Below are 22,713 nucleotides of genomic sequence, written 5' to 3'. Positions count from 1 at the left end.
AGGCAAATGCCTACTTCTTTATTTTGTATTATTTCTTGATTTTTACATAACGTAAATCTGGTTTACCTTCAACATCATACTGAACCCCAGACACTGATTCTTTTTGTAAATAGGATGATGATGGGAATAAGATTGGGATTAATGGCGTTTCAGCAAACATAATATCTTCTGCTTTATGCAACAAATCAAAGCGCTTTTCTTCATCTCTTTCAACTTCCGCTTCTTTTATTAAAGTATCAAATTCTTTATTATGCCATTTTGCATAGTTATTCGGTCCATCACCTGCATATAATTCAAGTTTTTTAATTGGATCTACAGCTCCGCCCCATCCCATATAAGCTAATTGAAAGTCACTTTGTTTATACGTATCAATGTAACTTTTCCACTCTTTATTTTCTAGTTTTACATCCACACCAAGATTTTTCTTGAACATTTCTTGCATTGCTTCTGCTACTTTTTTATGTTGTGTATCTGTTGTATACTTCAATGTTACTTGAGGAAGCTCTGTCCATCCTTGTTCTTTCATGCCTTCTTCTAATAATTTTTTCGCTTCTACTGGGTCAAATTTTAAATAATCCCCTTTTTCTTTACGGAAATCACGGCCACTCTGTGTTTTCGCTCCTTCTGGAACAAAAGCATATGCTTCTTGTGCATTCCCTTTATACAATTTTTCAACAATAAATTTACGATCAAGTGCTAACGCAAATGCTTTTCGTATTTTCGCATTGGTAAACGGTTCTTTTTCAACATTAAATGAATAAATATAAGATGAAAATCCTGCCATACGTTTATATTCTTTATTTCTTTTTTCTTTTTCAACCATCTCTTGTGGCAAGCCGCTTAATAAGTCTAGTTCTTTCGATTTATACAATTGATATGCCGTATTAGTATCTGGAATAATACGAAACTCCAATTCTTTTAATGTTACTTTTTTATCATGAAACTCTTTGTTCTTCTCTAAAATAATTGCTTGGTTATGCTTCCACTCTTTTAATTTGAACGGTCCGTTTGTAAGTAATTCTTTTGGACTTGTTTTTAACTTATTTTTATCATCGATAGATTTTTTTGAAAGTGGAATAAATAAAGAATTCGCTAATTGTTGTTTGATAGATGCAACTGGATGTTCAAGCGTTACTTTTAAAGTTTGCGAATCTACCGCTTGAATACCTACTTGTCCTTCTTCACCTTTTCCAGTATTATACGCTTCTGCACCCTTAATAAAATACATTTCTGTTGCATTCATAGAGCCTGTTTTAGGATTTAATATACGCTTCCATGCAAATTCAAAATCATTAGCCGTAATAGGTGAACCATCTGACCATTTCATATCTTTCTTTAAATGAATTGTATATTCTGTTCCATCTACATTTACTTCTTCTTTCTCTGCCAACTCATTTTGATATTTTCCATTCGCATCCTTTGTATATAGACCACTAAATAAATGTTCAATTACATAACCTGACGTACTATCTGTCGCAATTGCTGAATCAAGTGTATATGGGTCACTACTAATATTTGTGACTAAGCGATCCCCCTTATCTGCACTTGCCTTTGACGCTTCTTTCTTACCGCAGCCGACAGAAGCAATCGCTAAAACTGTCATAATGGCAAAAAGTAAAATCTTCTTCATTCTACATTCTCCTTTAGCCTGAAATTTTTGGTGTCGATTCTAACAATGTTTTTGTATAAGAATGTTGTGGATTACGGAATACTTCATCCGTATCTCCAAACTCAACAAGTTCTCCTTTGTACATAACAGCTACTTTTTCACATAAATAATGAACCATCGGTAAATCGTGAGCAATAAATAAATATGTATAACCTTGTTCTCTTTGAATTTGCTGCAAGAAATGAACAATTTGAATTTGCAAGGAAACATCCAATGCTGAAATCGGTTCATCTAGTATTAGTACTTCAGGCTCACATATAAGCGCCCTAGCAATAGCGATCCGTTGACGTTGCCCACCGCTAAATTCATGCGGATAGCGCTCGATATACCTTCTATCTAATCCGACGCGTTCTAACGCATCACCAGCAACTTTATCCTTCTCCTTCTTATCGCCTAACCCAAACGAGATATATCCTTCTGCAACACTATCTCGAATCTTCCACCGCGGATTTAAAGCCGCGGTGGAATCTTGAAAAATAAATTGTACTTTTTGTAAAAAATCTCGCTTTTCTTTCCGATTAAGCGCATGGACAATTTGACCGTTATAAGCAATCTCTCCTGATGAAGGTTTTTCAATACCAGCTATTAACTTACCAAGCGTTGTTTTTCCTGAACCACTTTCTCCAATAATGCCAAGTGTAGTTCCCTTTGGAATGGATAGTGATATATCTTTCAGCGCAGCAAGCCCCTTCTCCTTACTCCCATATATTTTCGTAACCTGTTTTACTGTAATGAACTCTGTCGTCATGAAGCACTCACCTTCTCTTTCGCTTTCCCTTTACGCTGCTCAATAATATGTTTCCAGCAGAATGAACTATGTTCCGGCGAAAATACTGTTTTCTCTGGGAAACGATGAATACATTCTTTCATCGCAACTGGGCATCGGTTCACAAACGGGCATCCAAAACTATTTAATATTTCAAGCGATGGTGTTGTTCCATCAATCGCCCGCAATACCTTTTCTGAATCGTCCATATTCGGAATAGCTTGTAATAAACTTTTTGTATACGGATGCTTCGGTGACTCAATAACTTCTTGAATCATTCCTTTTTCTACAACACGGCCGCCATACATAACAACAACTCGATCTGCTACTTCACGTACAAGCGCAAGGTCATGTGTAATTAATAGAATACTTGTATGTTGTTTTTCTTTTCTCTCTTTTAATAACTCCATAATTTGTTTTTGAATTGTTACATCCAGCGCTGTTGTTGGCTCATCTGCAATGACGAGTTTTGGGTGACAAGCAAATGCAATTGCTAAACAAATGCGCTGCCTCATACCGCCACTTAGTTGATAGGGGTATTGCTCGAAACGCTGTTCTGCTTCATGTATGCCTAAATCATTTAATAACTGAATCGCAATTGCTTTTGCTTCTTTCTTTGATTTCTTTTCATGCTGCAAGATTACTTCTGTAATCTGTTTTCCTACTTTCATTGTTGGATTTAATGATGAAAGCGGGTCCTGAAATATAAAAGAAATATCTTTTCCCCGTATGTGATTCCATTCAGCTTCTTGCAAGTTTGTTAATTCGCTATTTTGAAAAGAAATTTTTCCTTCCTCAGTGCGAATTGACTCTTGGTTTAAGCCAATAATCGATTGTGCTGTTACACTTTTTCCCGAACCACTTTCTCCCACAAGTGCAACTATTTCACCTTCATGAATGGAAAAAGAAACATGTTTTACAATCGGTTGTTTACGAGCCTCTTTTTCAACGGCTAACGTTACGTTTTCTAAAGATAAGAGCTGCCCCATGTTTTTTCCCCTTTCGATTTTGTTTCACAATTTTTGGATCAATTGCATCCTGCAAACCATCTCCAATCGCATTAAAAGCAAACATAATTAATGCAATCATTATCGCTGGGAAAAAAAGCTGCCACCATTCCCCACTTAACAATGTTCCTAGTGCATCGTTTGTCATCGTTCCCCAACTTGCTGCTGGCGATTGTACACCCAATCCGATAAAACTTAAAAATGATTCTGAGAAAATGGCAGCTGGAATCGTAAAAGATAAATTCACAATAATAATCCCTGTTAAATTCGGAATTAGGTGTTTATAAATAATTTTCATATGAGATGTTCCTAATCTCTCAGCGGCAATGACAAATTCTTTTTGTTTTAATGAAAGCACTTGCGCTCGTACAAGTCGTGCCATTCCAATCCAACCTGTTAATGCAAGAGAAAGAATAATTGTAAACAGTCCTGGCTTCATAACAATTAATAGTAAAATAACAATTAATAAATATGGTATACCATACATCACTTCGATTCCTCTTACAATCCACTCATCAATTAACGTACCGAGACGATTACGCCCTCTCACATATCCACTAAAGCCACCAATCAGTACACCTAATCCGATATCAAGAGCTGCTGCGATCAATCCGACTGCTAATGAAATTTTTCCACCAGCCCATGTTCGTGCCCAAATATCTCTTCCTAAATCATCTGTACCGAACCAATGCTCACTACTTGGTTGGAGGTTTGTTGCTTCTTTTATTTGCTCATTTGCACTATATGGCGTTAAACTTTCTCCGATAAGAGAAAAAATAACGATTAAAAGTAAAGTGACTCCCCCTATAATTGCTATTGGGTTTGATATGAGTTTTTGAAATACTTCCTTTTTCCGACTAATCATTTGCTGTTCTTTATTAGCAGTTAATGCTTTCTTATCTTCAGCCGTCAATAGCTGATCATCGATTTCGTAAGCCCCCATTTCAATTTCCCTCCTCACGTAATAGAACGAATGCGCGGATCAATCATGCGATGAATGATATCCGTAACGAAAATACATATAATGAGCAGTGCACTATAGAAAATAGTGGTTCCCATGATAACTGGATAATCTCGGTTAAAAATACTATCTACAAAATATTTTCCTAACCCTGGAATGGAAAATATTTTCTCAATCACGAAGGTTCCTGTTAACAAACCAGCCATAAGTGGTCCGACAAAAGTAAGAACCGGAACAATCGCATTTCGAAGCGCATGTCTTATAATAATTGTTCGAAGTGGTATTCCTTTTGCACGTGCTAGTTTAATATACTCACTTTGTAAAACTTCAATCATATTCGAACGAACAAATCTTGTAATAACAGCAATTGGCCCAAGCGCTAACGCAAAGGAAGGTAATACAGTATGAGCAAATGTTCCCCAAGAGGCAACCGGAAGCAGCTCAAGTTGAATTGCAAACACCTGAATAAATAACGGTGCTAAGATGAAACTTGGGATTGAGATCCCTAAAATCGCTAGTAGACTCACACTATAGTCAATGATTTTCCCATGATATAAAGCCGCAAACGTTCCAGCTGCAATTCCAACTAACAACGAAATAACAAATGCTTGTAATCCAATAACAGCAGATGGTCCAAAGCCAGTTGTTATGATTTCTGCCACTCCTTGACCCGTTGACTGAACAGATTCTCCAAAGTCAAAATGAATAATCCCATCCAAATACGCTACATATTGATTCCATAAAGGTTCATCAAGATGATATTTAGCCCTCATATTTTGGACAACTTCCTCAGGAAAAATCTTTGCATCTGATGAAAACGGATCACCAGGTATAATATGCATGATTAAAAAAGTAGCTGTAACAATAACCCATAGTGTAAACACCATAACTGATAGTTTCTTTACAACATACACCAAAATAACCCCCTAAACACATAAATTTACTTTGTTTTATTCGCGATTTTTTGCCAATTCCTCTCCTTATCCGCAATATAAAAAGCCTTGATCTTAAAAAATAAGATCAAGGCTTTTTAATCTATCCTATGCCTATCACTTATCTTTCAAGCTTTGGTTGCTTGCTGGAATTAGCACGGTATTCTTCTTTCAGAACCCGCTGCTGAGGTTTCATAGGGCCAGTCCCTCTACCTCTCTGGATAAGTAAATGACTATATTATTCTTTACTTTGAATTGTATATTTCGAATTATAATTCTGAAAAAACAAAAAGTCAATCCAAATGGGTATTTTTAGAAAAATCAGTTTTTATATTTTTACTTAACAGGAAATATCTAGCTTTCCATTCTATCGACATTTCGACAAGAAGGAATCTGCCATATACAAAACTAACCTTGCATATTGCAAGGTTAGTTTTGTGCTTCTTTTTGGAAACGTTTATAGTATGTAGAAGCTGTTGAAAAATGAACTTCTATATCACGAATTAATGATGAATCTTCTTCTTTTGCTAATTGATCTAACTTTTTCATCGCTTGTTCTGTTTCATTTAAGAAACCTTCATATAACTTATGCTCTTGTTCTTTTGACTTTGGTACGCGAATTTCTGTGCGAATATGCTCAATATCTTCTAACATGCTCTTTGTTACTTTCTGAACATCTTCTTTAAACTGCTTGTTAGCTATCGATTTCCCGCCTTTTTCCTTCGCTTGCCCCCATAATTGTACAGATTGATTTAATTCCTTATTCATTTTCTCATCATACTTTTTATGTACATCTTGGTATACCTTCATAGCTTCTTTCTCATCTGCTGATTGTTGCACATTTTCTTTTGTTTCCTTTGTATGTTGATTTCCACCGCACCCTGCTAAAAGCAGCATGCTCCCAAGCAAGGCTGCGCCCCATATTTTCTTCATCTTTTACTCTCCTTTTACTCTCCTTTTATCTACCTGACAATCTTTCTATAGAAACTTACATCATATCTCCACTTGTTATTATAACGAGAACACTTCACACTTTGCACTTTTGACCGTCATTTTCTGTGTGCATACCATCATTTTTGTCACAGTATCGTCACTTTATGCAACCAATCTCACCATAGTTATAATATGAAAAGAGGTGATTCAATTTATGTTTGAACCACCTCTTTTTTATGCGTCTATATCTTGTTTTTCCGGCAATACAAGTTTTCTTTCACTAGGCCTTGCCATGAGTAAATAATATAAAACGGCACCTGCTTCACATAACGCAATAACAACACCCATAGGAAGCGCTGTATTACTTCCCCCGATACCTACTAAAGGTGCAACAAGTGCCCCGGAGATAAATTGTAGCAGACCAAGTAATGCAGCAGCCGTTCCAGCCGCTTGTTTTTGATTTCTCATCGCAAGTGAAAAACCTGTTGTTGATACAACACCAACACTCGATACAACAAGAAATAAAGAACATAATACACCGATTAATCCAATTCCAAATACAATCGTAAGTAGTAAGGAAGTACCTCCAACAGCCGCAATTCCAATACCTACTACAAACAACGCTTTTTCACTTACCTTTCCTGCCAAGCGGCCCGTAATTTGACTGGCAATAATAATACCGATTCCGTTAATCGCAAAAAATAAGCTAAATGCTTGTGGCGATGCCCCATATATATTTTGTAATACAAACGGCGATCCAGAAATATAAGCAAACATCGCCGCTGAAACGAACCCTTGTGATACGGCATACCCCATAAATAAGCGGTCTTTCAATAACTTCCCATAGACCGACAGCGTCCCTGCTACGCCTCCTGTTATCCTTTCTTCTAATGGCAATGTTTCACGCAGTACAAAAATAACTGATATTAACATACAAATACTGATTACGCCAAGAACAATAAATACACCGTGCCATGAAGTAAATTGCAACAATTGTCCACCAATAATAGGCGCCAAAATAGGCGCTGCCCCGTTTACTAACATAAGTAACGAAAAGAACTTTGTCATCTCAGGGCCTGTATACATATCACGTACCATCGCACGGGATATGACAATACCCGCTGAACCTGAAGCTCCTTGCAGAAACCGTAATAGCACTAGAATCCAAATAGATGGAGCAACCGCACAAAGTAAAGAAGATGCTACATAAATAATAAGGGCAATAATCAAAGGTTTGCGCCGCCCATAAATATCACTAATAGAACCAACAAATAATTGTCCTACTGAAAGTCCGAGTAAACATGCTGTTAGTGTAAGCTGAGCAAGGGAGGCACTCGTTTGCAAATCCCCCATTAATTTTGGCAATGAAGGCAAGTACATATCAATAGATAATGGGCCAATTGCTGTGAGTGTCCCTAAAACAATAATCATCCAAAACCTGTTTGTTTTTACAGGCTTATATACACCGTGATTCATTTCATTCACTTGTAAGATTCATCCTTTCTACTATAAATATAAGGTTAAATTGATATATCTTAAACAAACGTAACAATTATAGTTACATCAATACAGATACGTCAAGTATATGCTACTTTCCTTTTTATAACATAAAAAAAGCGATAGAAAATCTATCGCTTTACTTTTTTAAATTTTCATTTGTGAATTTAGATACCGAAGACATCGTTTCCCCTGTGTCCAAATACGCCATTTTAATGGAATCTCCCACTTCGGTAAACATCGCATACGGGAAGTCTTTTGCAGAAACCATAAATACTTTGTTCTCATTTTCTAATAAGATGAAGACAAGCGTATTTTCTCCTGATTTCTCCTTATAAACACGCTGTACAATCCCTTCTTTTTGTGCTTCTTTTCCGCTAGAAGTCGGGCGGAATGAACCTCCACTTCCCGTTAGCACACTCTTATATTTGTCCAGCGCTTCTTTTTGAGTGGAACCTGTCGCAAATATTTTTGCATTGGAAGCATAAATCACCGTATGTGCTCGCACTAAACCGCCATCATCAATAACAGGTACAATCCAAGAAGGTTTCCCATACACATTATAAATAACCGGCATCGTTCCGTGCCATTTCTCTCTCTTAAAAGAATTATCTACTACCTCTGTCGCAGCTGAGCCATCCATAATTCCTTTTACTTCTTTTCCATTATAGTAATACAGCTTCCCTGTACGTGCATCTACTAATGAATAACCTAAAGCAGAATCGACACCTTCTTTTGGAGAAGTAAAATCAGTAAAGTAATATAATGTCCCGTCCTTCCCAAAGATTGGTGTTACCCCTTCTTTTGTTCCCCATTCAGTTGGAATCTTCACATCACTTTGAGAAAATTTCGTATTCCAAAAACCATGTACAAACTTACCAAAGTACGTGTTTAATAGTGATGCCGTTTCATGATTTAACACACCATCAATAAATTTAGGCGCTTTCCCTTTATCATATCGCTTTACATCACCTGTTTGTGCATCCACAACGACAACGCCTTTTACTTTAAAGCCAGATCGCCCAGAAATAAATTCACCGTATGTCATTGTATAATACGGTTTTCCTTTATCATCTATTTCAAACTTCGGTTTCCCTTTAAAAATAAGATTTGGCTCTGCCTTTCGAACAACACGTTCTAAATGATTACCAAAAAACATACTTGGTACATATTTCATTTTATACCCAAGATGTAATTTCGCTTCCGCATCAGGATTTGTACCTGACATCGTCACATAACCAGGAATCGTTCCTGCCTTGCGTGCCTTAAAAAATCCCGAAACCTCAATTGGAGCCACATATAAAGCTTTCCCATCTACCATTTGTGGAGTAAGTTCTCCTAATTCAAAGTAGGCTACCTTTGGAATATCACCAAATACCTTCTTCATCTTATTTTCCGCTGTTTTCGGTGGAACGGTAAACGGTTGATCATTTTCTGTGAAAGGCTCTGAAATATCTTTTTCGACCTTTATAACAGAATCATATTTATTTTGTGAGATTACGATATCATGTACATAAGCAAAATAGCCGTAAGCTAAAAGTAAAACAAGCATTACACTTACTTTCACCTGAACTTCTAATCTTCCTCTTCTACCTTGCAACACGAGAACAACTCCAATGAGCACAGCAATAACAACCGTGTAATGCGTAAGAATCGAGTCTACACGGTTATCGATTAGTCAAAAATATTCATAGATTGCAATGCCAATCCAAAGAAAAATTGGAATGACTAAAATAGGTGCAGCCTTCTTTTTTATAATTGTCTCAGCATTTTTTTGATCCACTGTACGAAGTGTTTTTCTTGTCCATGGAATTAAAAATAATGTAAGAATTGCTAAAACTAAAAATTTCATCAAAGGCAATGTCTCCTTTTCTTTTGTTATTCCTTTCAGTATAACAAATTAGGTAAATGTGGAAATCAAAATTTTAGATATATATGCCAAAAAAGATTGCCTATCAATTCATTTAAACTGTACCCCGAATCGTGGACACTTAAAAAAGCCCATGATTCAGGGGGGGATGTATTTTTACACTCATTCCTCGTTATAATGAAACAATGTTGAACTACTCACCACTTAACGACCTTACGGTCTGTTTGAAGTGGGAGATTCCTAAGAACACCAACCTATCGGTTAGTTATTGATTAGGATATCCCCGTAGTCCCTACGGTTAGAAGTCTTATTGCTTCATTTTTAAGATTTTGTCCTGCGTTAATATCTCTATCGTGATGACTATTACATTTAGGGCAAGTCCATTCTATAAGTTTAAGATTCTTAACGTCTTTATTTTGGTAGCCACAAACTGAACACAATTGAGAACTTGCAAATGTTTTAGATACAGTCACTACTTGTTTACCGTACCATCTTGCCTTGTACGCTAACATCGTTCTGAATTGCGACCAACTCACTTCACTAATGGCTTTAGCTAACTTATGATTCTTCAACATATTTGACACTTGCAAATTTTCCATACCAATGATGTCGTGGTTTTTGACAATATAAGTAGAGATTTTTTGCAAATAGTCTGTTCTTGCATTCGTGATGTTCTCATGGATGCGAGCTACTTTACGTTTTTGCTTTTGATAGTTTTTTGCTTCATCCAGTTTACATTTTCGTTTTAATGCCAATTCCTGTCGTCTGGAAAGAACACGCTGTGCTTTCGCTAATTTTTCTTCCAGTTTGCGAAACCATTTAGGATTGCTAAATACTTCTCCCGTTGAAAGAATCGCAAAATCTTTCAGACCCACATCCACACCAACAGACGACCCAGTTTTAGGAAGTCCTTGAACGTTTGTTTCAGCAAGAATGGATACAAAATACTTACCACTTGGATTTCTTCTCATTGTAGCATGAAGAATACGTCCTTCTACTTCACGACTTTTCGCAAACCTAACAAATCCAAGTTTAGGTAACTTGATTTTGTTGTCTACAATGGCAATATTTCCATTCACATGCTTTGTTGTGTAGGATTGCACTTTATTCTTTTTAGACTTGAAACGTGGTGCTTTGTTTTGTTTCTTGAAGAATCGAGTATACGAATCAGCAAGGTTTTTGAGTGATGATTGAAGGGCAATGCTATCAACTTCTTTTAGCCATACTAATTCCTTTTTCAACTGTGTGAGTTTATCTGAACAAGAATTATATGTTAATCCTTTGCCTGTCTCTTTGTATACGTTATTCCACTTCTCTAAAAAGTGATTGAATACAAACCGAGAACAACCGATTGTTTTTGCAATTAGAATTTCTTGTTCTTTATTCGGGTAGATACGGAATTTGTATGCCTTTTTGACCAACATTGATTTCTACCTCCTTCTCGGTATACACTAATTATATATTTAATATATAGAATGTTTCGAGTATATACTGAAAGGGTAGTGAAAAACATGAAACGTATTTCAAAATTAATTAAGTTCCCTGCTGATTTAGTAGCAGAAATCGAAAAGTATCAAAAGGAAAACTATATCTCAAGTTTTGCGGGTGCAGTTTATGAACTTATCCGCAAAGGTTTACGTGTGTCGGATCGTTAACGTGGCACAAATCCCCTATCCGAAGGCGATTCATCTCCCACCTACTCATTGGGCTACGCCCTTCACATTCCTTGAGGTGGGAGTATTCTCGCTTATTGTGGATAAAATCCATAAATATATCTAATTTAAGACAGCGGTCCATTAAAAATTATTCCGTCCCCATTTATTTTAATAATTTTAAGGCGATTCGTATTTTTAACGAATATTGTTTTATATTGCTTTCTTCCATCTTTATCAAGAATGTGAAGAACACGTTTCCCCTCGTTATCTGTTACCGTTTGAAAATTATAATCTTCGCCGCCAATTTGTTCAACGATCTTATTATATTCAGGTAATGAAGCCCACTTCTCATGGCTTTCATTTACTTTCGGATTGTTTTCGGATTGTCCTTTCGGCTCTTCATTCTTTACTTGCTCCGTCTTTTTTTCATCCTTTTTTTGTTCTATATCTTTCTTCTCTTGTTGTGAGAACTCCTCCTTTTTCACTGCTACATCATGATTGTCTTTAGTTGTTTCAGCGCGGTTGCAAGCTATTAACATTGTTGACATAGCAATTAATGCAATAATAATCTTATACACTATTTTTCAGCTCCTTTTTTATTTCATTGTAACAACAAATGCTTCTTACTATCTAGAAACTCATTCACGAAACATTTCTCTCAACTAAACATGTAATTATATAATATATCCTAACAATAACACGAAAATAAAGAAAAGCAGTAGATTAATGGTGACTAACAATCTAAAAGAGGAAGTTATTATGTTTAGTAATTTAGCAAATAAGAGGCTATTTTTATAGGAGTTTCTCGGATTTATTGACATATACTTCAAAAGAAGATAACTTCTCTGTCTGAATATCCTACAATAATGAATGACTAACATACAAAGAGGTTCCACAAACCAAAGTATTAAGTCCAAACTCAAAGAGAGGTTTACATTCAAAAAATAAGTTGATAGAAAGATTAAGGCACAAAATATTATAGATACATACGACATTTAATAATCACGAAAGTATATAGGAGAATTTTTTATGAGATGACGGATTGTATTATTAAGTGCGACACCTAGAAAAAGCAAAAAAGCTCACCTTGTTTCGTGTAAAATAGAAGTTACCACACCACAAATTACACGGAGGACGAGTATGAGCTATTCCCATTTTACCACGTTTGAGCGTGGACAACTAGAACCACTTCATAAATTAGGTCATTCAACTAGAGAAATTGGTGCCATTCTGAAGCGTCATCACTCTTCTATTGCACGAGAATTGAAAAGAAATACTCATGAAGACGGCGAATATTACAGTTGGTAATAAGATGACTTAATGCAACAGCTCGTAGCATTGTCTCTTCATCAATATCCAATTTTTCTGCTACAGCCACTACAGGTAAGGTTGCCGCTATCCCTTGGTTTCCACTTCCTGAGTTCGCCATAACAGGTAGCGTACTTCCCGCCATCCTTGCATCCTATCCCGCTGCCGATAAGGCCATTGCGCATGTTGCTAAATCATTAGGGAGTATTCCTTTTTCTATATTCATTTTTAAAGTTTTACCTACTTCTAGGCCATAACTATTATTTAATCCTTCTAATCCAATTCTGTAGTTAAAATCAATACTTTTTTTGATTAGATCCAATTTATTAGTGTCAATAGCAGTAACAAAGTCATAAATCGAATCCACGTCAAGTGTTGATTCTATATTTTCCAAATACATTTCACTATCATTTTCTGAAGAAGAAATAATTATTTGATTATCAATCTCAACGCAGGAAATATTAGTATGTTCATTGGCAATAACTACTCTTACTTGATTATGCTCCGTCTTTAAAATCACCTCAAAATTCCTATTAAGGCGATGAATTTCACAAGCATTAATATTTAATAAATAATTTCATTAGACCCCATATCCAACAAAATTTAATTGTATATGAATATACTTAGACCAAGTGACATCCAATAATTATATTAAATTAATTATACAGTTTCTTTAGAAAAACAATTACAACTTTTTACATTAATTTTAACCTTTCTCAAATCATGTGTCAGACCATTATAATATAAAATTTCATCTTTCAGAACTGGTAATCCAACTATAAGTTTAATAACTTCTAATACTTGTATAGATCCAATAATCCCAGGAATCGCTCCTATTACACCTATTTCACCTTTATGAACGAAATCACTATTAGGGAAAATACAATTATAGCAATGGTTAACATCTGGAGTAATTGTTGTAACAAGACCCTCAAAATTAGAAATGCTACCATGCACAAATGGTATGTCATTTTCAGAGCAAACAGCGTTAATAATTTTACGAGTTTCCAAATTATCAACTGCATCAACAACAACATCATAATTTTTAAAAAGTTGTTGTGCTTTTTCTTTATCTAATTTCATTTGAAAAACTTCCGTTTCAACTGCGGGATTTAATTCATTTACAAATCGCTCAGCAGAGTTCACTTTTGGATAATTCAACAACGATGTTTTATGTATAATTTGACGTTGTAAATTACTCTCTTCTATTACATCATGATCTACTATTCCTAATTTACCTACTCCAGCTGCAGATAAATATGAAATTATAGGTGAACCTAAGCCTCCAGCTCCAATAACTAATACCCTAGCATTCCCTAGTTTCTTCTGTCCTTCTTCCCCAAATCTTTCCATAATAAGTTGCCTTCTATAACGGATATCATAATTAATCATTATATTCTCCTCTTCTCTTACTCTACAATTATTTCAATATTTTTTTCTAAGTTAACTAAGCGTTCAACTAAAGCATTAATGGATGAATTCTTTGGCCATTTTCCTAAAATCCACAAAAAATATTCTTCTGCAGACGCAAATGTAGTAATATAATCATTTTTATTTTTGAAAAAAACTCTTTCAAAAATATTCTTGTCTTCGTATAAAAAGTCTATTCCTTTTATATCGCAAATTGTTCCATCAATATAATCCGGGTAGTCAAAGCTAAAATAGTACAAAGTTTCGTCAACTTCATGTAACATCATACTTTCTTTAATATCAACTCTTCTATTAGTAGCAATAGCATAGAAAAGACCTAAATATTCCACCCCATATTTTTCTTCAAATATGAATGAAAAAATCCCCCCCGCGCCTATTCGAGCTGCAGTTTCTATGACATATATTTCATCATCTTTTGTAACTATAACTTCAGTATGTGTAGCCCCATTATTCATTCCAAGAACTCTATTAGCTTGATACACGACCTGCAAAATTTTCGTTTCAATGTCTATCTCATCTTCACCAATTGTGTGATAGAGTTTATCAGGAAACCTATTCCCTTGCGGAATCCATTTTTTTAATATTTTACTGAATTGAGGTATTCCGTCTTGCCAAATTACATCAGCCGAATACTCATCGCCACATAAAAATTCTTCTACTAATATTTTAGGTTGAATTTTTTCTGAGGAAATTGCCGTTGAAAGGGTATTTAACATCTTAATATTTAGAATTTCACTATTCAATTCATTAAGGTTGTGAACAAGGCGAACACCACTACTGGAAAATCCTAAATTAGGTTTCACTATGACAGGATAATTTAAGGATTGAACCTCCTCTATTGAGGATTCAGAATACTCAATAGAGGAAGCATTTAAAATATTAGCTTTTGTCCATATTTTTTTCATTAAAAATTTATCTCTCATATTTTTTACAAGATCTGAAGTTAACACAGAAAAAATACCTGTACACTCTGATAAATAAGAAGCTTGTAATAGATACTCTTCCGAGATACAAATAATTACATCGATATTAAGTTGCTCACAATACTTAACAACAACATCAAAGTCATCACGAATATCTAGATTTAAAATGTTTTCATCTTTGGACTTAGATGTTTTTTTTATAACATAATATAGCTTATCATCATGACGCCCTGCTTCTTTTTCAAACTTTTCAAACATAAAAAGTGGTGGCTCTATCACTAAAACATTCATAATTAAAGCCTCCTTTCTTTATTTTTCAACTTCCCTGTTCTGATTCTCTCTACTGATCATTTCTAAAATCCGGTTATAGCCTAAGCCCATACACATTGTTTGAGCCAACTTCCCAGGTTCATTTGTAATATTATAAACATCTGAAAAATGATACATATGTTTGTTTACTGAGGACACTGATACTTCTAAATCCTTTACATGTACAACTAGCTCTAATTTATTATCAGAATACACTTGTGAAAAGAGTTTGCTGTCAGTATTATCATCAAAGAATATATCATTCGCAATTTTTATTTCAAATTTCAAATTTATTTTTTTCATTAACAGTATCCAAAAATCTACAAGTTGTTTATGGCACTCAGCTATAAATTCTTCTGTTCCAAAGAAAACGAACTCTCGCATAACAAACTCAAGAAGTCTTGTTGTATTATTTAAATTTCCAGATTCATCTCGGAAACAACTGCCTTTAATTGTATAAACTGTATTGTTTACTCCTTGCTTATCCCTTAGCTGTGGATATACATGTAAGCAAAGTGCTGGATTCAAAACATACTTCTGGTTAACATCTAAATACTTTCCTATCTTACTTCTTTCAACACCATCATGAGGAAATTTTGTGTAGTCCTTTGTTGTGTGGGAGGTATAGCATAAATGATGAAAGCTATTCTTCAGGTACCCTGTACGTTCTAATTCTTCTAGTTCAATCATATGTGGAGCATATATCTCTGACAATTCAAAAATAGTAGAAAAATATTCATATATTTTTTCATCAAGTTCTTTTAATAGTTCTATCCAAATTTTATTATAAATATTTAATCCTTTTTGTACCTTTATACTGATATTAATAAATTTTTTTACTTTTTCTATAAACTCTTCTTCGAATATTCTGTCGAATGATATTTGATTTTCACTTAAATAACCTTCTGTGTTTTCTACATTCCAAATAACACTGTCCTGATTTTGAAGGGGTAATTCATTTAGCTCTTCATAACGTTCGAATATTTTTTTCAGGGTCTCTAATTCATTTAAACTTATTTCTAATTCGTCTAAAATGTGAAATATTTTAGTACCTAACATAAATCTTCCCTCTAGCTGTGGGAGAAAATAATGCAATTGATATTTTAATTGATCCAATACAAGAGGCTGAAGCTCCTTTTTAAAGGTATATTGAAATCCACTCACTTATTATTGCTCCCCTCTATATACGCTTCAATTTTTTGAATGGTTTCGAAATTTTTCAAATCAAGTGTTGTAAAATCAATAGTAATATTAAATTCTTTTGTTACTTCTAAAACCAATTTCATAACACGGATTGAGTCAATCCCTAACTTAAAAACTTTCTCTTCTTTTAATGCATCATAATTTTCACATAGATTTTGAAAATCTTGTTTTGCTAGTAATCTTTCCATAACTGCAAGAATTTGTTGTTTCATAATACTATACCCCTTTATTGTTTGTAGTTAATAAATCTAAAATTACATTATAAATTCCTGCCTGTAAGTCTTGAATTTGTTGTGCAATATTTTTAAACGTTGCAACATAATGCTCATAATAATTTTCATCACTCAATTCTACAATTAATCCCAGCATTACCTTAAGTTGATTTATTGATTTTCTTAATGTAACCGAAATATTATTATCTTTTACCATCTGTTTTTCAATAAAATACTCATATAGCACAATAAGTGGCAAAATCTTATTTTCAATTTGCTTACCTAGTCTATTTTGTATATTTTTTTCATGATTAATATTCTTTAAAATATTATCTTTTTCATTTTGCAAATAATTAATCATAGACTCAAAAGCGTATATATTATATTTAACCAATTGCCCTCTCATATATAATTGTTCATCTACAATTGAGAAATCCATCCATTCTTTTAAGATTTTTTTACACAATTCAGAATCTGAAATGTTTAATTGTCTATGAAGATCTTCATCATATCGAATTACCTCATATTCTAATTCCAACTCTTTCGGTAATCTTTCTACAAAATCCTCTCTACTCATTTCTACATTTATTTTCTGCATATTTTCATTTATTTTTGTATACAGAACTTTTGTTGATGTTACTTTCTCAATTAAAGTATTTGTATAATAACGTGTTCCATCAATATGATCCATTTCAACTACCATATTTATTTTATTTCCTAAACTAGTTTCATTTATTAGTTCAGAATAAATGTCATTAAATTTAGCAGTATGTGCAACTAATATATTTCTTTTTATTAAATTTTGTTTAAATGCATTATTTGTAGTTAAAATTGGCTCTGAACCATTTTCTTTGAACTCCCAGTCAATCCATCTATCCATATAAAATAATTCAAAATCCCCTACATTATAAACTTTAGCCAAAACATAAAAATAGTTTTTTTCATAACACACAAAATCCATAATTTTTGATATTAATTTTTCTTCTGTTAATATCATAATCTCAACCTCCTGCAAATTGTAACAGTACTGTTAATTCCATATCACTATTAAATTGTATTTTTTCAATATGTTCTTCCTCAATTACCTCATTATTTAGTACTAAAAAATACTTATTCTTTAATTTCCCATCTTCTTGATATAATTCTGTATACAATGGATATTTTTTTAACTCATTTTTCAAATCTTTATAAGTATTAACATCCACAAAGAATGTACCATTATCCTCTAATTTAACCTCATTACCTAACCTCACTAATAAATGATCTGTTAAAAATAATTTCATAAACTAAAACTCTCCTTCTCCAATATATGTTTTTTAAATTACTACGTCAGATTTCACAACCCTAAAACCTAAATCTCTAGATGAATATACTTCTTTTTCTCCATATCGATATGTAGGTGATAAAACTTCTAAAAACGAATAAAAACTTCCACCACGACAAACACGATAAGGAATGTATCTTTGGATTAAATAAGGATTTTTATCTAATTCTATTGAATCAAGACACCATTCCCATACCAATCCTTGCATATCATATATTCCAAATTTATTAGGCAACTTTTTCCCTACGCTTTCTAAATAGTTATTACTATTCATACTGTACCAAGCATAATCTAGCATGATGTCATTCTCAAAAGGAATATCCTCTAATCCTACATTAGCAACATATTCCCACTCTACTTCTAAAGGTAATCGGCATCCTATCCAATACGAAAACATCATTGCTTCATACCAGTTGACATCTACTACCGGTGAGTCCGAAGGATAATCATTTTGATACCCCTTATCATATAATTGGTATAATTCTTTTGTTATGCATGTTTTAGACATTTGAAAATTATAAATATCTATATTTTCACAACATTCAGAATCATATATATACGAATGTGGTTTCGCATAATCACTCTGATTGTAACTACATGTTTCAATTGAGATCATATCTGGTTCCAAATATTTCAAAAATCTCTTTTGATTTTGTATCTCTAATTCTTTCATTTTAATACGAATTTCCCGATTATTAGAACTACATAAAAGAACATAGTCATTGTATAATTGATAACTATTTTTAACAGGTTTTTTCAATTCATCTATAAATCGTTCTAGAATTTTATCTTCCTGTAATTTCACTTCTATTCCCCCCTCAATACCATAAATTCTTTCTCTTTAATTTCACCATTATTAGTGCCGAATATTCTGATAATAGGCTTTTCAATATTCTTAATAGCTATTATTAAATGCCAAAGTTCATCAGTGGGATGTAATTTTAGATCTATTAAATCAAAAATTGCTGGATGCCGCATATGTGAATGAAAAACACCCACTTTTATTAAGTTATTCGCTCTAATGTATTTTTCTAATTCAATCAACTCTTGAAAATCTGCTAAAAATCCTGCTGTTTGATGCGTTTTATAATAGTTATCTATATTTTCAAAATCATATTCGCCTCTTTTATCCTTTTTCATAAAGAAATAGCTGTGAATATGTTCAGGTGAATCTGATTTGGCTAAAAAAAATCCAAAACATTTCTTTTGTCTGTTCTCTAAAACATCATCAATAAAATTTTGATACGTTTCTTCATTAAATGTAACCATATAAGTCAACTCCTATTTTCTGTTCTAGGAATAATTAGAGAAAGTATAATTAAACCAACCATAGTTACTATACAAGTAATTAAAACATCATATTCTATTAAATATCCATACACTAGATTTGCTATTGGAGCAGTAGACGTTGCTATCAAAAATATAATAGCAAAAACTTTCCCCAAAATTGTACGGTCTATATTTAGTTGAACTAATGTAAAGAATTCAATATTAAACATAATTGTTAAAAATGATATAAAAAAGGTTGCAAATAAAAAGGTATATAGGTTGGAAAATAGTACAAAAGGTAAAATAACCATCCCCTGTAAAAAGATCATCTTTTTAACATCTATAAACGAAAGAATTCTTTGAACACTATCATTTTTAGAGTGAACCAAAAATGCCGCAAAAATCGCTCCTATTGCAGCTGCTATTCCAATTAACATATAGATACTTACAGATGAAAAATAGATTTTTCCAATTGATTTTTCCAACAATTCAAATCCAAACAAATAAAAATTTAATATTCCAGCTGCAATTATCATTTTGAAAATTATACGATCACTATATAAAATGTTAAATGCTTCCCTAAATTTTATAGTAACAACCTTTTTTGTTTCTATTGAAATTGGCTTTAAACGTATTAACCAAAAAGTGTTTAATAGAAATGTAATTAAATTCAAAAGTATTGCATATATGGGATTGATACCAATTTTGACCATTATATACGCTAATATTGGACTTACTAGAGTTAATACATTTTTACATGCAGTTTGAATACTATTAAATGATTTAAGGTGATCTGTAACTACAAAGTATGGTAATGCAGCCTTAGAAGCTATTGAATACACTGAGCTTGTTAATACTAACACAGTATTTAAAATAATAACGGTTATTAGTAGATCGAAGTTCATCATAATACATACCATTGATAATAACGCTGCGGTTGCACTGATTAATTCCATAGCACACATTGTTCTTTTTGGCGAATATTTATCAGCTGCAATCCCTCCTAAAAATTGAGCAAAAAACAGCGCAACTGATGTAATTGCTGTTGCTATTCCCAAAAATGCTGCACTATTAGTTTCATCTAAAATAACCCATTTAATGTATTGATCATATGTATAGCTTCCCAAAAGAGTTGTTACATACCCAGTAATAAGTAATTTCTTATTAGTCATATTTCTTCTCCATATTCTAAAATTAAAAACTACTTTTTTGATCCAGAATGCTACTAATTCTAGTACTAAAATTGAGAGGGTATTAACATTACCAGTTAAAAAATTAATTAACTTAAAAATAATAAAAACAGCACCTTAAACTACTGTTTAATCTGCACACTTCTTTCACAAGTTATATCATTTTTTAGATATATTTCGTCACCTCCATTAATTAGTTTTTGTTTTAATACCTTCATAATATAAACCTCTTTTTAATTACCAGATTATTCTGGACAAATTAATTATACACCTAAAACTTTTTTTGAAAATATGCATTTTTACATATTTTCAAATTTTCTGATAAAAGCACCGTAAGAACATAGGTTTACTGTTATTTAAATCATAATACAATCTAATACATAGGTTAGTTATGAATTTTACTAGTATAAAGATTACAAAATAAACATTTTAAATATAATATAGATGCGAATTCAATCTAAAATGTAGAGTTAGCATTTATATTATCAGTATCAATACTAAGATGGAGTGGTTTATTTTTCTGCTTATCATAGCAAAGCAGAAGTTATTCAGAAAAAAATATGGGGTGGTAATGGACTTACCTCAAAAGAATTAAAATATCCACCTTTAAAGGGATAAATAAAAAGTCGATTCCTTATAGGGTTATCACTAATCAAATATCTGAACGTGAGTTTTATGTCTTTTGCTTGACGGAACCTCCTTTAGACAATGTGTATCTCAAAGGATAAACGGTACGACTTTATTTCCATTATATGGTAGAAATAAACAACCATTCTATTATTGTATAAAAGAGCCGACACTGAATATTTTTAGAGTCGGCTCTTTTCTTTAGATACTACAGAAACTTTATTTATTTTTAAAGAACATCTTAACTTTATTTCAAATCACAATATGTAAAATAACAATGCAGCCATGTAAATTAGATTGTTTATTCGGCCCGAATTATTTAATTTTCAATTTCCTTATTTTCCCAATAACAATTATTGGTAAGAATAACTTACCAATACCACTTTTCCAACCTAAAGCGATTGAAATTGTCTCAAATTGGATTAAAGCAAAAACAACTAAACAAACATTTTTTAATTGATTTATCATTTTTCGGCTATTTAAATAAAACTGCTTAGCATTCGATTCATTCAGTCTTTGTGGATAGTTATGTACTTCTGGAAACTTTTCTAAGGTTTGCATTAAAAGCAGGGTGAATGCCCCGATTCCCGGTAGAATCAAAAGTTCCCACTTTGTCCCCCAGCGATTTACAACCCCAGCTGCATTATAATGTCCCGGTACTTCCTCAGGTAATCTGCCCCAAATAATAATCAAAAAAATAATTGATCCTAAAAAAAATGAATAGCCAATGGTATCCCCAATCCATTCACTTGTTGTTCTTTGGATTTTTATTTTAGGTCGTCCCCATGAATTGACGATATGTCCTTTCCCCCTTCTATGATATTTATAGTAATACACATCGTGTATTACATTTTGATTTTCTACCTAAACCATGTCAAATTTACAATATTTTCACAATTCGTCATTTTAGAATATGCCCTGATTGTTAAATCTACTTTTATCTAATATTCTGGTCAAACATCCTACAAATAATCCAGGCTATTCAAAATCATGATAATTCCAACTATACACATAATCCACGAAAGAGCCGATCCTGTATTATTAGCGATTTTCACTCGAAGCTTCTCGAGAGATGTTTGCATCCGCCTTCCAAACAGGAGATAGAAGAGAAACAGTACGAGGGAAGGCAACACCATAATAAAATTGTATCCAGCTAAAATAGACGACCATTCCACCCATGATAGATTAGAAGTAGTCATTATGCCAATTGCTGCAAAATAAGGAAATGCAGTCCCCACTTCAATGAATGAAGTAGTGAACCCTAGAACTACCATTGAAAGAATACTTTTTGATTTTGGTGCAGGTAGGTCTGAGCTTTTCTTTGTCGGAACATAAAAACTCGCTATGAACAATATCCCCCCAATAATAAAGAACATCCAGCTTACGATTCGATTTTGAAATACGCCAGAAATTATCTCAAGCAAGAAATCTAATCCTAACATGAGTGAAACTCCAACAACAAAATAAAATCCTGCTACCGTCAATAAATAAACCAATAAACGTTTAGTAAGTTTCTCTTTATCTGTTAAAAGCAAATATACTGTTACCCCTAATGTGGCAGGGCTTAGCGTATCTAATAAGGCCAATCCCCCTATTAGGAGAAGTAGTTCTGTACTCATCCTTCTTT

General features: G+C 33.1%; 23 protein-coding genes, 2 pseudogenes and 1 riboswitch. Of the genes and pseudogenes, 2 read left to right on the top strand and 23 right to left on the bottom strand.

Annotation, left to right across the window (positions count from 1 at the left end):
* Nucleotides 1-28 precede the first annotated feature (28 nt).
* The 9 genes and pseudogenes from BCER98_RS01125 to tnpB all read right to left on the bottom strand — a co-directional run bounded on the left by BCER98_RS01125 (nucleotide 29) and on the right by tnpB (nucleotide 11,059).
* On the bottom strand, nucleotides 29-1,630 hold the full coding sequence (locus tag BCER98_RS01125) for a peptide ABC transporter substrate-binding protein (protein ID WP_011983319.1): 1,602 nt from the start codon (nucleotides 1,628-1,630) through the stop codon (nucleotides 29-31).
* A gap of 13 nt (nucleotides 1,631-1,643) precedes the next feature.
* Entirely contained in the window at nucleotides 1,644-2,417 is a 774-nt protein-coding gene (locus tag BCER98_RS01120; protein ID WP_011983318.1) for an ABC transporter ATP-binding protein, read from the bottom strand.
* Nucleotides 2,414-3,424: an ABC transporter ATP-binding protein gene (locus BCER98_RS01115; protein ID WP_011983317.1), complete on the bottom strand. Its 1,011-nt coding sequence runs from the start codon at nucleotides 3,422-3,424 to the stop codon at nucleotides 2,414-2,416. The genes BCER98_RS01120 and BCER98_RS01115 overlap by 4 nt, the downstream gene beginning before the upstream one ends.
* A complete protein-coding gene (locus tag BCER98_RS01110; RefSeq protein ID WP_011983316.1) occupies nucleotides 3,381-4,385 on the bottom strand; it encodes an ABC transporter permease in 1,005 nt (334 codons plus the stop codon). Before BCER98_RS01110 ends, BCER98_RS01115 begins: the two co-directional genes overlap by 44 nt.
* 14 nt (nucleotides 4,386-4,399) lie before the next feature.
* The gene (locus BCER98_RS01105; protein WP_011983315.1) at nucleotides 4,400-5,317 is read right to left on the bottom strand and encodes an ABC transporter permease; all 918 of its coding nucleotides are present in this window, start codon (nucleotides 5,315-5,317) and stop codon (nucleotides 4,400-4,402) included.
* 136 nt (nucleotides 5,318-5,453) lie between these two features.
* Nucleotides 5,454-5,563, bottom strand: a riboswitch (SAM riboswitch).
* Nucleotides 5,564-5,764: 201 nt separating this feature from the next.
* Nucleotides 5,765-6,268: a hypothetical protein gene (locus tag BCER98_RS01100; protein ID WP_011983314.1), complete on the bottom strand. Its 504-nt coding sequence runs from the start codon at nucleotides 6,266-6,268 to the stop codon at nucleotides 5,765-5,767.
* Between the two features lie 234 nt (nucleotides 6,269-6,502).
* Nucleotides 6,503-7,762: a multidrug effflux MFS transporter gene (locus BCER98_RS01095; protein WP_041809365.1), complete on the bottom strand. Its 1,260-nt coding sequence runs from the start codon at nucleotides 7,760-7,762 to the stop codon at nucleotides 6,503-6,505.
* A gap of 142 nt (nucleotides 7,763-7,904) precedes the next feature.
* Nucleotides 7,905-9,617, bottom strand: a pseudogene (locus tag BCER98_RS01090) (DUF3981 domain-containing protein).
* A 290-nt stretch (nucleotides 9,618-9,907) separates the two neighbouring features.
* The gene (tnpB, locus tag BCER98_RS01085; protein WP_011983312.1) at nucleotides 9,908-11,059 is read right to left on the bottom strand and encodes an IS200/IS605 family element RNA-guided endonuclease TnpB; all 1,152 of its coding nucleotides are present in this window, start codon (nucleotides 11,057-11,059) and stop codon (nucleotides 9,908-9,910) included.
* 87 nt (nucleotides 11,060-11,146) lie between these two features.
* On the opposite strand from tnpB, the gene BCER98_RS22345 reads away from it, so the two are divergent.
* Nucleotides 11,147-11,290, top strand: a complete 144-nt coding sequence (locus BCER98_RS22345; RefSeq protein WP_164468619.1) for a hypothetical protein — start codon at nucleotides 11,147-11,149, stop codon at nucleotides 11,288-11,290.
* Between the two features lie 125 nt (nucleotides 11,291-11,415).
* Here BCER98_RS22345 and BCER98_RS01080 read toward each other — a convergent pair whose 3' ends face one another.
* Nucleotides 11,416-11,868 carry a hypothetical protein gene (locus BCER98_RS01080; RefSeq protein WP_011983311.1) on the bottom strand — a complete coding sequence of 151 codons (453 nt, stop codon included), beginning with the start codon at nucleotides 11,866-11,868 and terminating at the stop codon, nucleotides 11,416-11,418.
* 562 nt (nucleotides 11,869-12,430) lie between these two features.
* Here BCER98_RS01080 and BCER98_RS20505 point away from each other — a divergent pair.
* A pseudogene (locus tag BCER98_RS20505) lies at nucleotides 12,431-12,565 on the top strand (helix-turn-helix domain-containing protein); the annotation flags it as partial.
* Here BCER98_RS20505 and BCER98_RS20365 read toward each other — a convergent pair.
* The 13 genes from BCER98_RS20365 to BCER98_RS01020 all read right to left on the bottom strand — a co-directional run bounded on the left by BCER98_RS20365 (nucleotide 12,540) and on the right by BCER98_RS01020 (nucleotide 22,705).
* Nucleotides 12,540-12,743, bottom strand: a complete 204-nt coding sequence (locus BCER98_RS20365) for an L-serine ammonia-lyase, iron-sulfur-dependent, subunit alpha (protein WP_049759235.1) — start codon at nucleotides 12,741-12,743, stop codon at nucleotides 12,540-12,542. The pseudogene BCER98_RS20505 and the gene BCER98_RS20365 overlap by 26 nt on opposite strands.
* Before the next feature lie 9 nt (nucleotides 12,744-12,752).
* Nucleotides 12,753-13,118 (bottom strand): hypothetical protein, encoded by a 366-nt coding sequence (locus BCER98_RS01075; RefSeq protein ID WP_049759234.1) that lies wholly within the window; start codon nucleotides 13,116-13,118, stop codon nucleotides 12,753-12,755.
* Between the two features lie 140 nt (nucleotides 13,119-13,258).
* A complete protein-coding gene (locus tag BCER98_RS01070; protein WP_011983309.1) occupies nucleotides 13,259-13,990 on the bottom strand; it encodes a HesA/MoeB/ThiF family protein in 732 nt (243 codons plus the stop codon).
* Between the two features lie 17 nt (nucleotides 13,991-14,007).
* The gene (locus BCER98_RS01065; protein WP_011983308.1) at nucleotides 14,008-15,243 is read right to left on the bottom strand and encodes an ATP-grasp domain-containing protein; all 1,236 of its coding nucleotides are present in this window, start codon (nucleotides 15,241-15,243) and stop codon (nucleotides 14,008-14,010) included.
* Between the two features lie 18 nt (nucleotides 15,244-15,261).
* On the bottom strand, nucleotides 15,262-16,425 hold the full coding sequence (locus tag BCER98_RS01060) for a class-II aminoacyl-tRNA synthetase family protein (protein WP_048721332.1): 1,164 nt from the start codon (nucleotides 16,423-16,425) through the stop codon (nucleotides 15,262-15,264).
* Nucleotides 16,422-16,676: an acyl carrier protein gene (locus BCER98_RS01055; RefSeq protein WP_011983306.1), complete on the bottom strand. Its 255-nt coding sequence runs from the start codon at nucleotides 16,674-16,676 to the stop codon at nucleotides 16,422-16,424. The genes BCER98_RS01060 and BCER98_RS01055 overlap by 4 nt, the downstream gene beginning before the upstream one ends.
* Before the next feature lie 4 nt (nucleotides 16,677-16,680).
* A complete protein-coding gene (locus BCER98_RS01050) occupies nucleotides 16,681-17,673 on the bottom strand; it encodes a hypothetical protein (protein WP_011983305.1) in 993 nt (330 codons plus the stop codon).
* Nucleotides 17,674-17,677: 4 nt separating this feature from the next.
* Nucleotides 17,678-17,959 carry a MoaD/ThiS family protein gene (locus BCER98_RS01045; RefSeq protein WP_011983304.1) on the bottom strand — a complete coding sequence of 94 codons (282 nt, stop codon included), beginning with the start codon at nucleotides 17,957-17,959 and terminating at the stop codon, nucleotides 17,678-17,680.
* 33 nt (nucleotides 17,960-17,992) lie between these two features.
* Nucleotides 17,993-18,805 (bottom strand): formylglycine-generating enzyme family protein, encoded by an 813-nt coding sequence (locus tag BCER98_RS20360; protein WP_011983303.1) that lies wholly within the window; start codon nucleotides 18,803-18,805, stop codon nucleotides 17,993-17,995.
* 2 nt (nucleotides 18,806-18,807) lie between these two features.
* The gene (locus BCER98_RS01035) at nucleotides 18,808-19,269 is read right to left on the bottom strand and encodes a hypothetical protein (protein ID WP_011983302.1); all 462 of its coding nucleotides are present in this window, start codon (nucleotides 19,267-19,269) and stop codon (nucleotides 18,808-18,810) included.
* 5 nt (nucleotides 19,270-19,274) lie between these two features.
* Nucleotides 19,275-20,441, bottom strand: a complete 1,167-nt coding sequence (locus BCER98_RS01030) for an MFS transporter (protein ID WP_011983301.1) — start codon at nucleotides 20,439-20,441, stop codon at nucleotides 19,275-19,277.
* 960 nt (nucleotides 20,442-21,401) lie between these two features.
* Nucleotides 21,402-21,851 carry a DUF1648 domain-containing protein gene (locus tag BCER98_RS01025; protein WP_237701328.1) on the bottom strand — a complete coding sequence of 150 codons (450 nt, stop codon included), beginning with the start codon at nucleotides 21,849-21,851 and terminating at the stop codon, nucleotides 21,402-21,404.
* Between the two features lie 197 nt (nucleotides 21,852-22,048).
* Nucleotides 22,049-22,705 carry a GAP family protein gene (locus tag BCER98_RS01020; protein ID WP_011983299.1) on the bottom strand — a complete coding sequence of 219 codons (657 nt, stop codon included), beginning with the start codon at nucleotides 22,703-22,705 and terminating at the stop codon, nucleotides 22,049-22,051.
* Between the last annotated feature and the right edge of the window lie 8 nt (nucleotides 22,706-22,713).

Source organism: Bacillus cytotoxicus NVH 391-98 (assembly GCF_000017425.1).
Taxonomy (GTDB): domain Bacteria; phylum Bacillota; class Bacilli; order Bacillales; family Bacillaceae_G; genus Bacillus_A; species Bacillus_A cytotoxicus.
Note: the sequence above shows the minus strand (reverse complement) of the source record. Positions and strands in the feature narration are given on the sequence as shown.

What these genes read in the sequence shown, in the direction of transcription:
- BCER98_RS01030 (WP_011983301.1), bottom strand. Translation starts at nt 20,441, where the DNA reads ATGACTAATAAGAAATTACTTATTACTGGGTATGTAACAACTCTTTTG.
- BCER98_RS01125 (WP_011983319.1), bottom strand. Translation starts at nt 1,630, where the DNA reads ATGAAGAAGATTTTACTTTTTGCCATTATGACAGTTTTAGCGATTGCT.
- BCER98_RS20365 (WP_049759235.1), bottom strand. Translation starts at nt 12,743, where the DNA reads ATGGCGGGAAGTACGCTACCTGTTATGGCGAACTCAGGAAGTGGAAAC.
- BCER98_RS01055 (WP_011983306.1), bottom strand. Translation starts at nt 16,676, where the DNA reads ATGAAACAACAAATTCTTGCAGTTATGGAAAGATTACTAGCAAAACAA.
- BCER98_RS01045 (WP_011983304.1), bottom strand. Translation starts at nt 17,959, where the DNA reads ATGAAATTATTTTTAACAGATCATTTATTAGTGAGGTTAGGTAATGAG.
- BCER98_RS01050 (WP_011983305.1), bottom strand. Translation starts at nt 17,673, where the DNA reads ATGATATTAACAGAAGAAAAATTAATATCAAAAATTATGGATTTTGTG.
- BCER98_RS01035 (WP_011983302.1), bottom strand. Translation starts at nt 19,269, where the DNA reads ATGGTTACATTTAATGAAGAAACGTATCAAAATTTTATTGATGATGTT.
- BCER98_RS01115 (WP_011983317.1), bottom strand. Translation starts at nt 3,424, where the DNA reads ATGGGGCAGCTCTTATCTTTAGAAAACGTAACGTTAGCCGTTGAAAAA.
- BCER98_RS01110 (WP_011983316.1), bottom strand. Translation starts at nt 4,385, where the DNA reads ATGGGGGCTTACGAAATCGATGATCAGCTATTGACGGCTGAAGATAAG.
- BCER98_RS01065 (WP_011983308.1), bottom strand. Translation starts at nt 15,243, where the DNA reads ATGAATGTTTTAGTGATAGAGCCACCACTTTTTATGTTTGAAAAGTTT.
- BCER98_RS01020 (WP_011983299.1), bottom strand. Translation starts at nt 22,705, where the DNA reads ATGAGTACAGAACTACTTCTCCTAATAGGGGGATTGGCCTTATTAGAT.
- BCER98_RS01070 (WP_011983309.1), bottom strand. Translation starts at nt 13,990, where the DNA reads ATGATTAATTATGATATCCGTTATAGAAGGCAACTTATTATGGAAAGA.
- tnpB (WP_011983312.1), bottom strand. Translation starts at nt 11,059, where the DNA reads ATGTTGGTCAAAAAGGCATACAAATTCCGTATCTACCCGAATAAAGAA.
- BCER98_RS22345 (WP_164468619.1), top strand. Translation starts at nt 11,147, where the DNA reads ATGAAACGTATTTCAAAATTAATTAAGTTCCCTGCTGATTTAGTAGCA.
- BCER98_RS01120 (WP_011983318.1), bottom strand. Translation starts at nt 2,417, where the DNA reads ATGACGACAGAGTTCATTACAGTAAAACAGGTTACGAAAATATATGGG.
- BCER98_RS01100 (WP_011983314.1), bottom strand. Translation starts at nt 6,268, where the DNA reads ATGAAGAAAATATGGGGCGCAGCCTTGCTTGGGAGCATGCTGCTTTTA.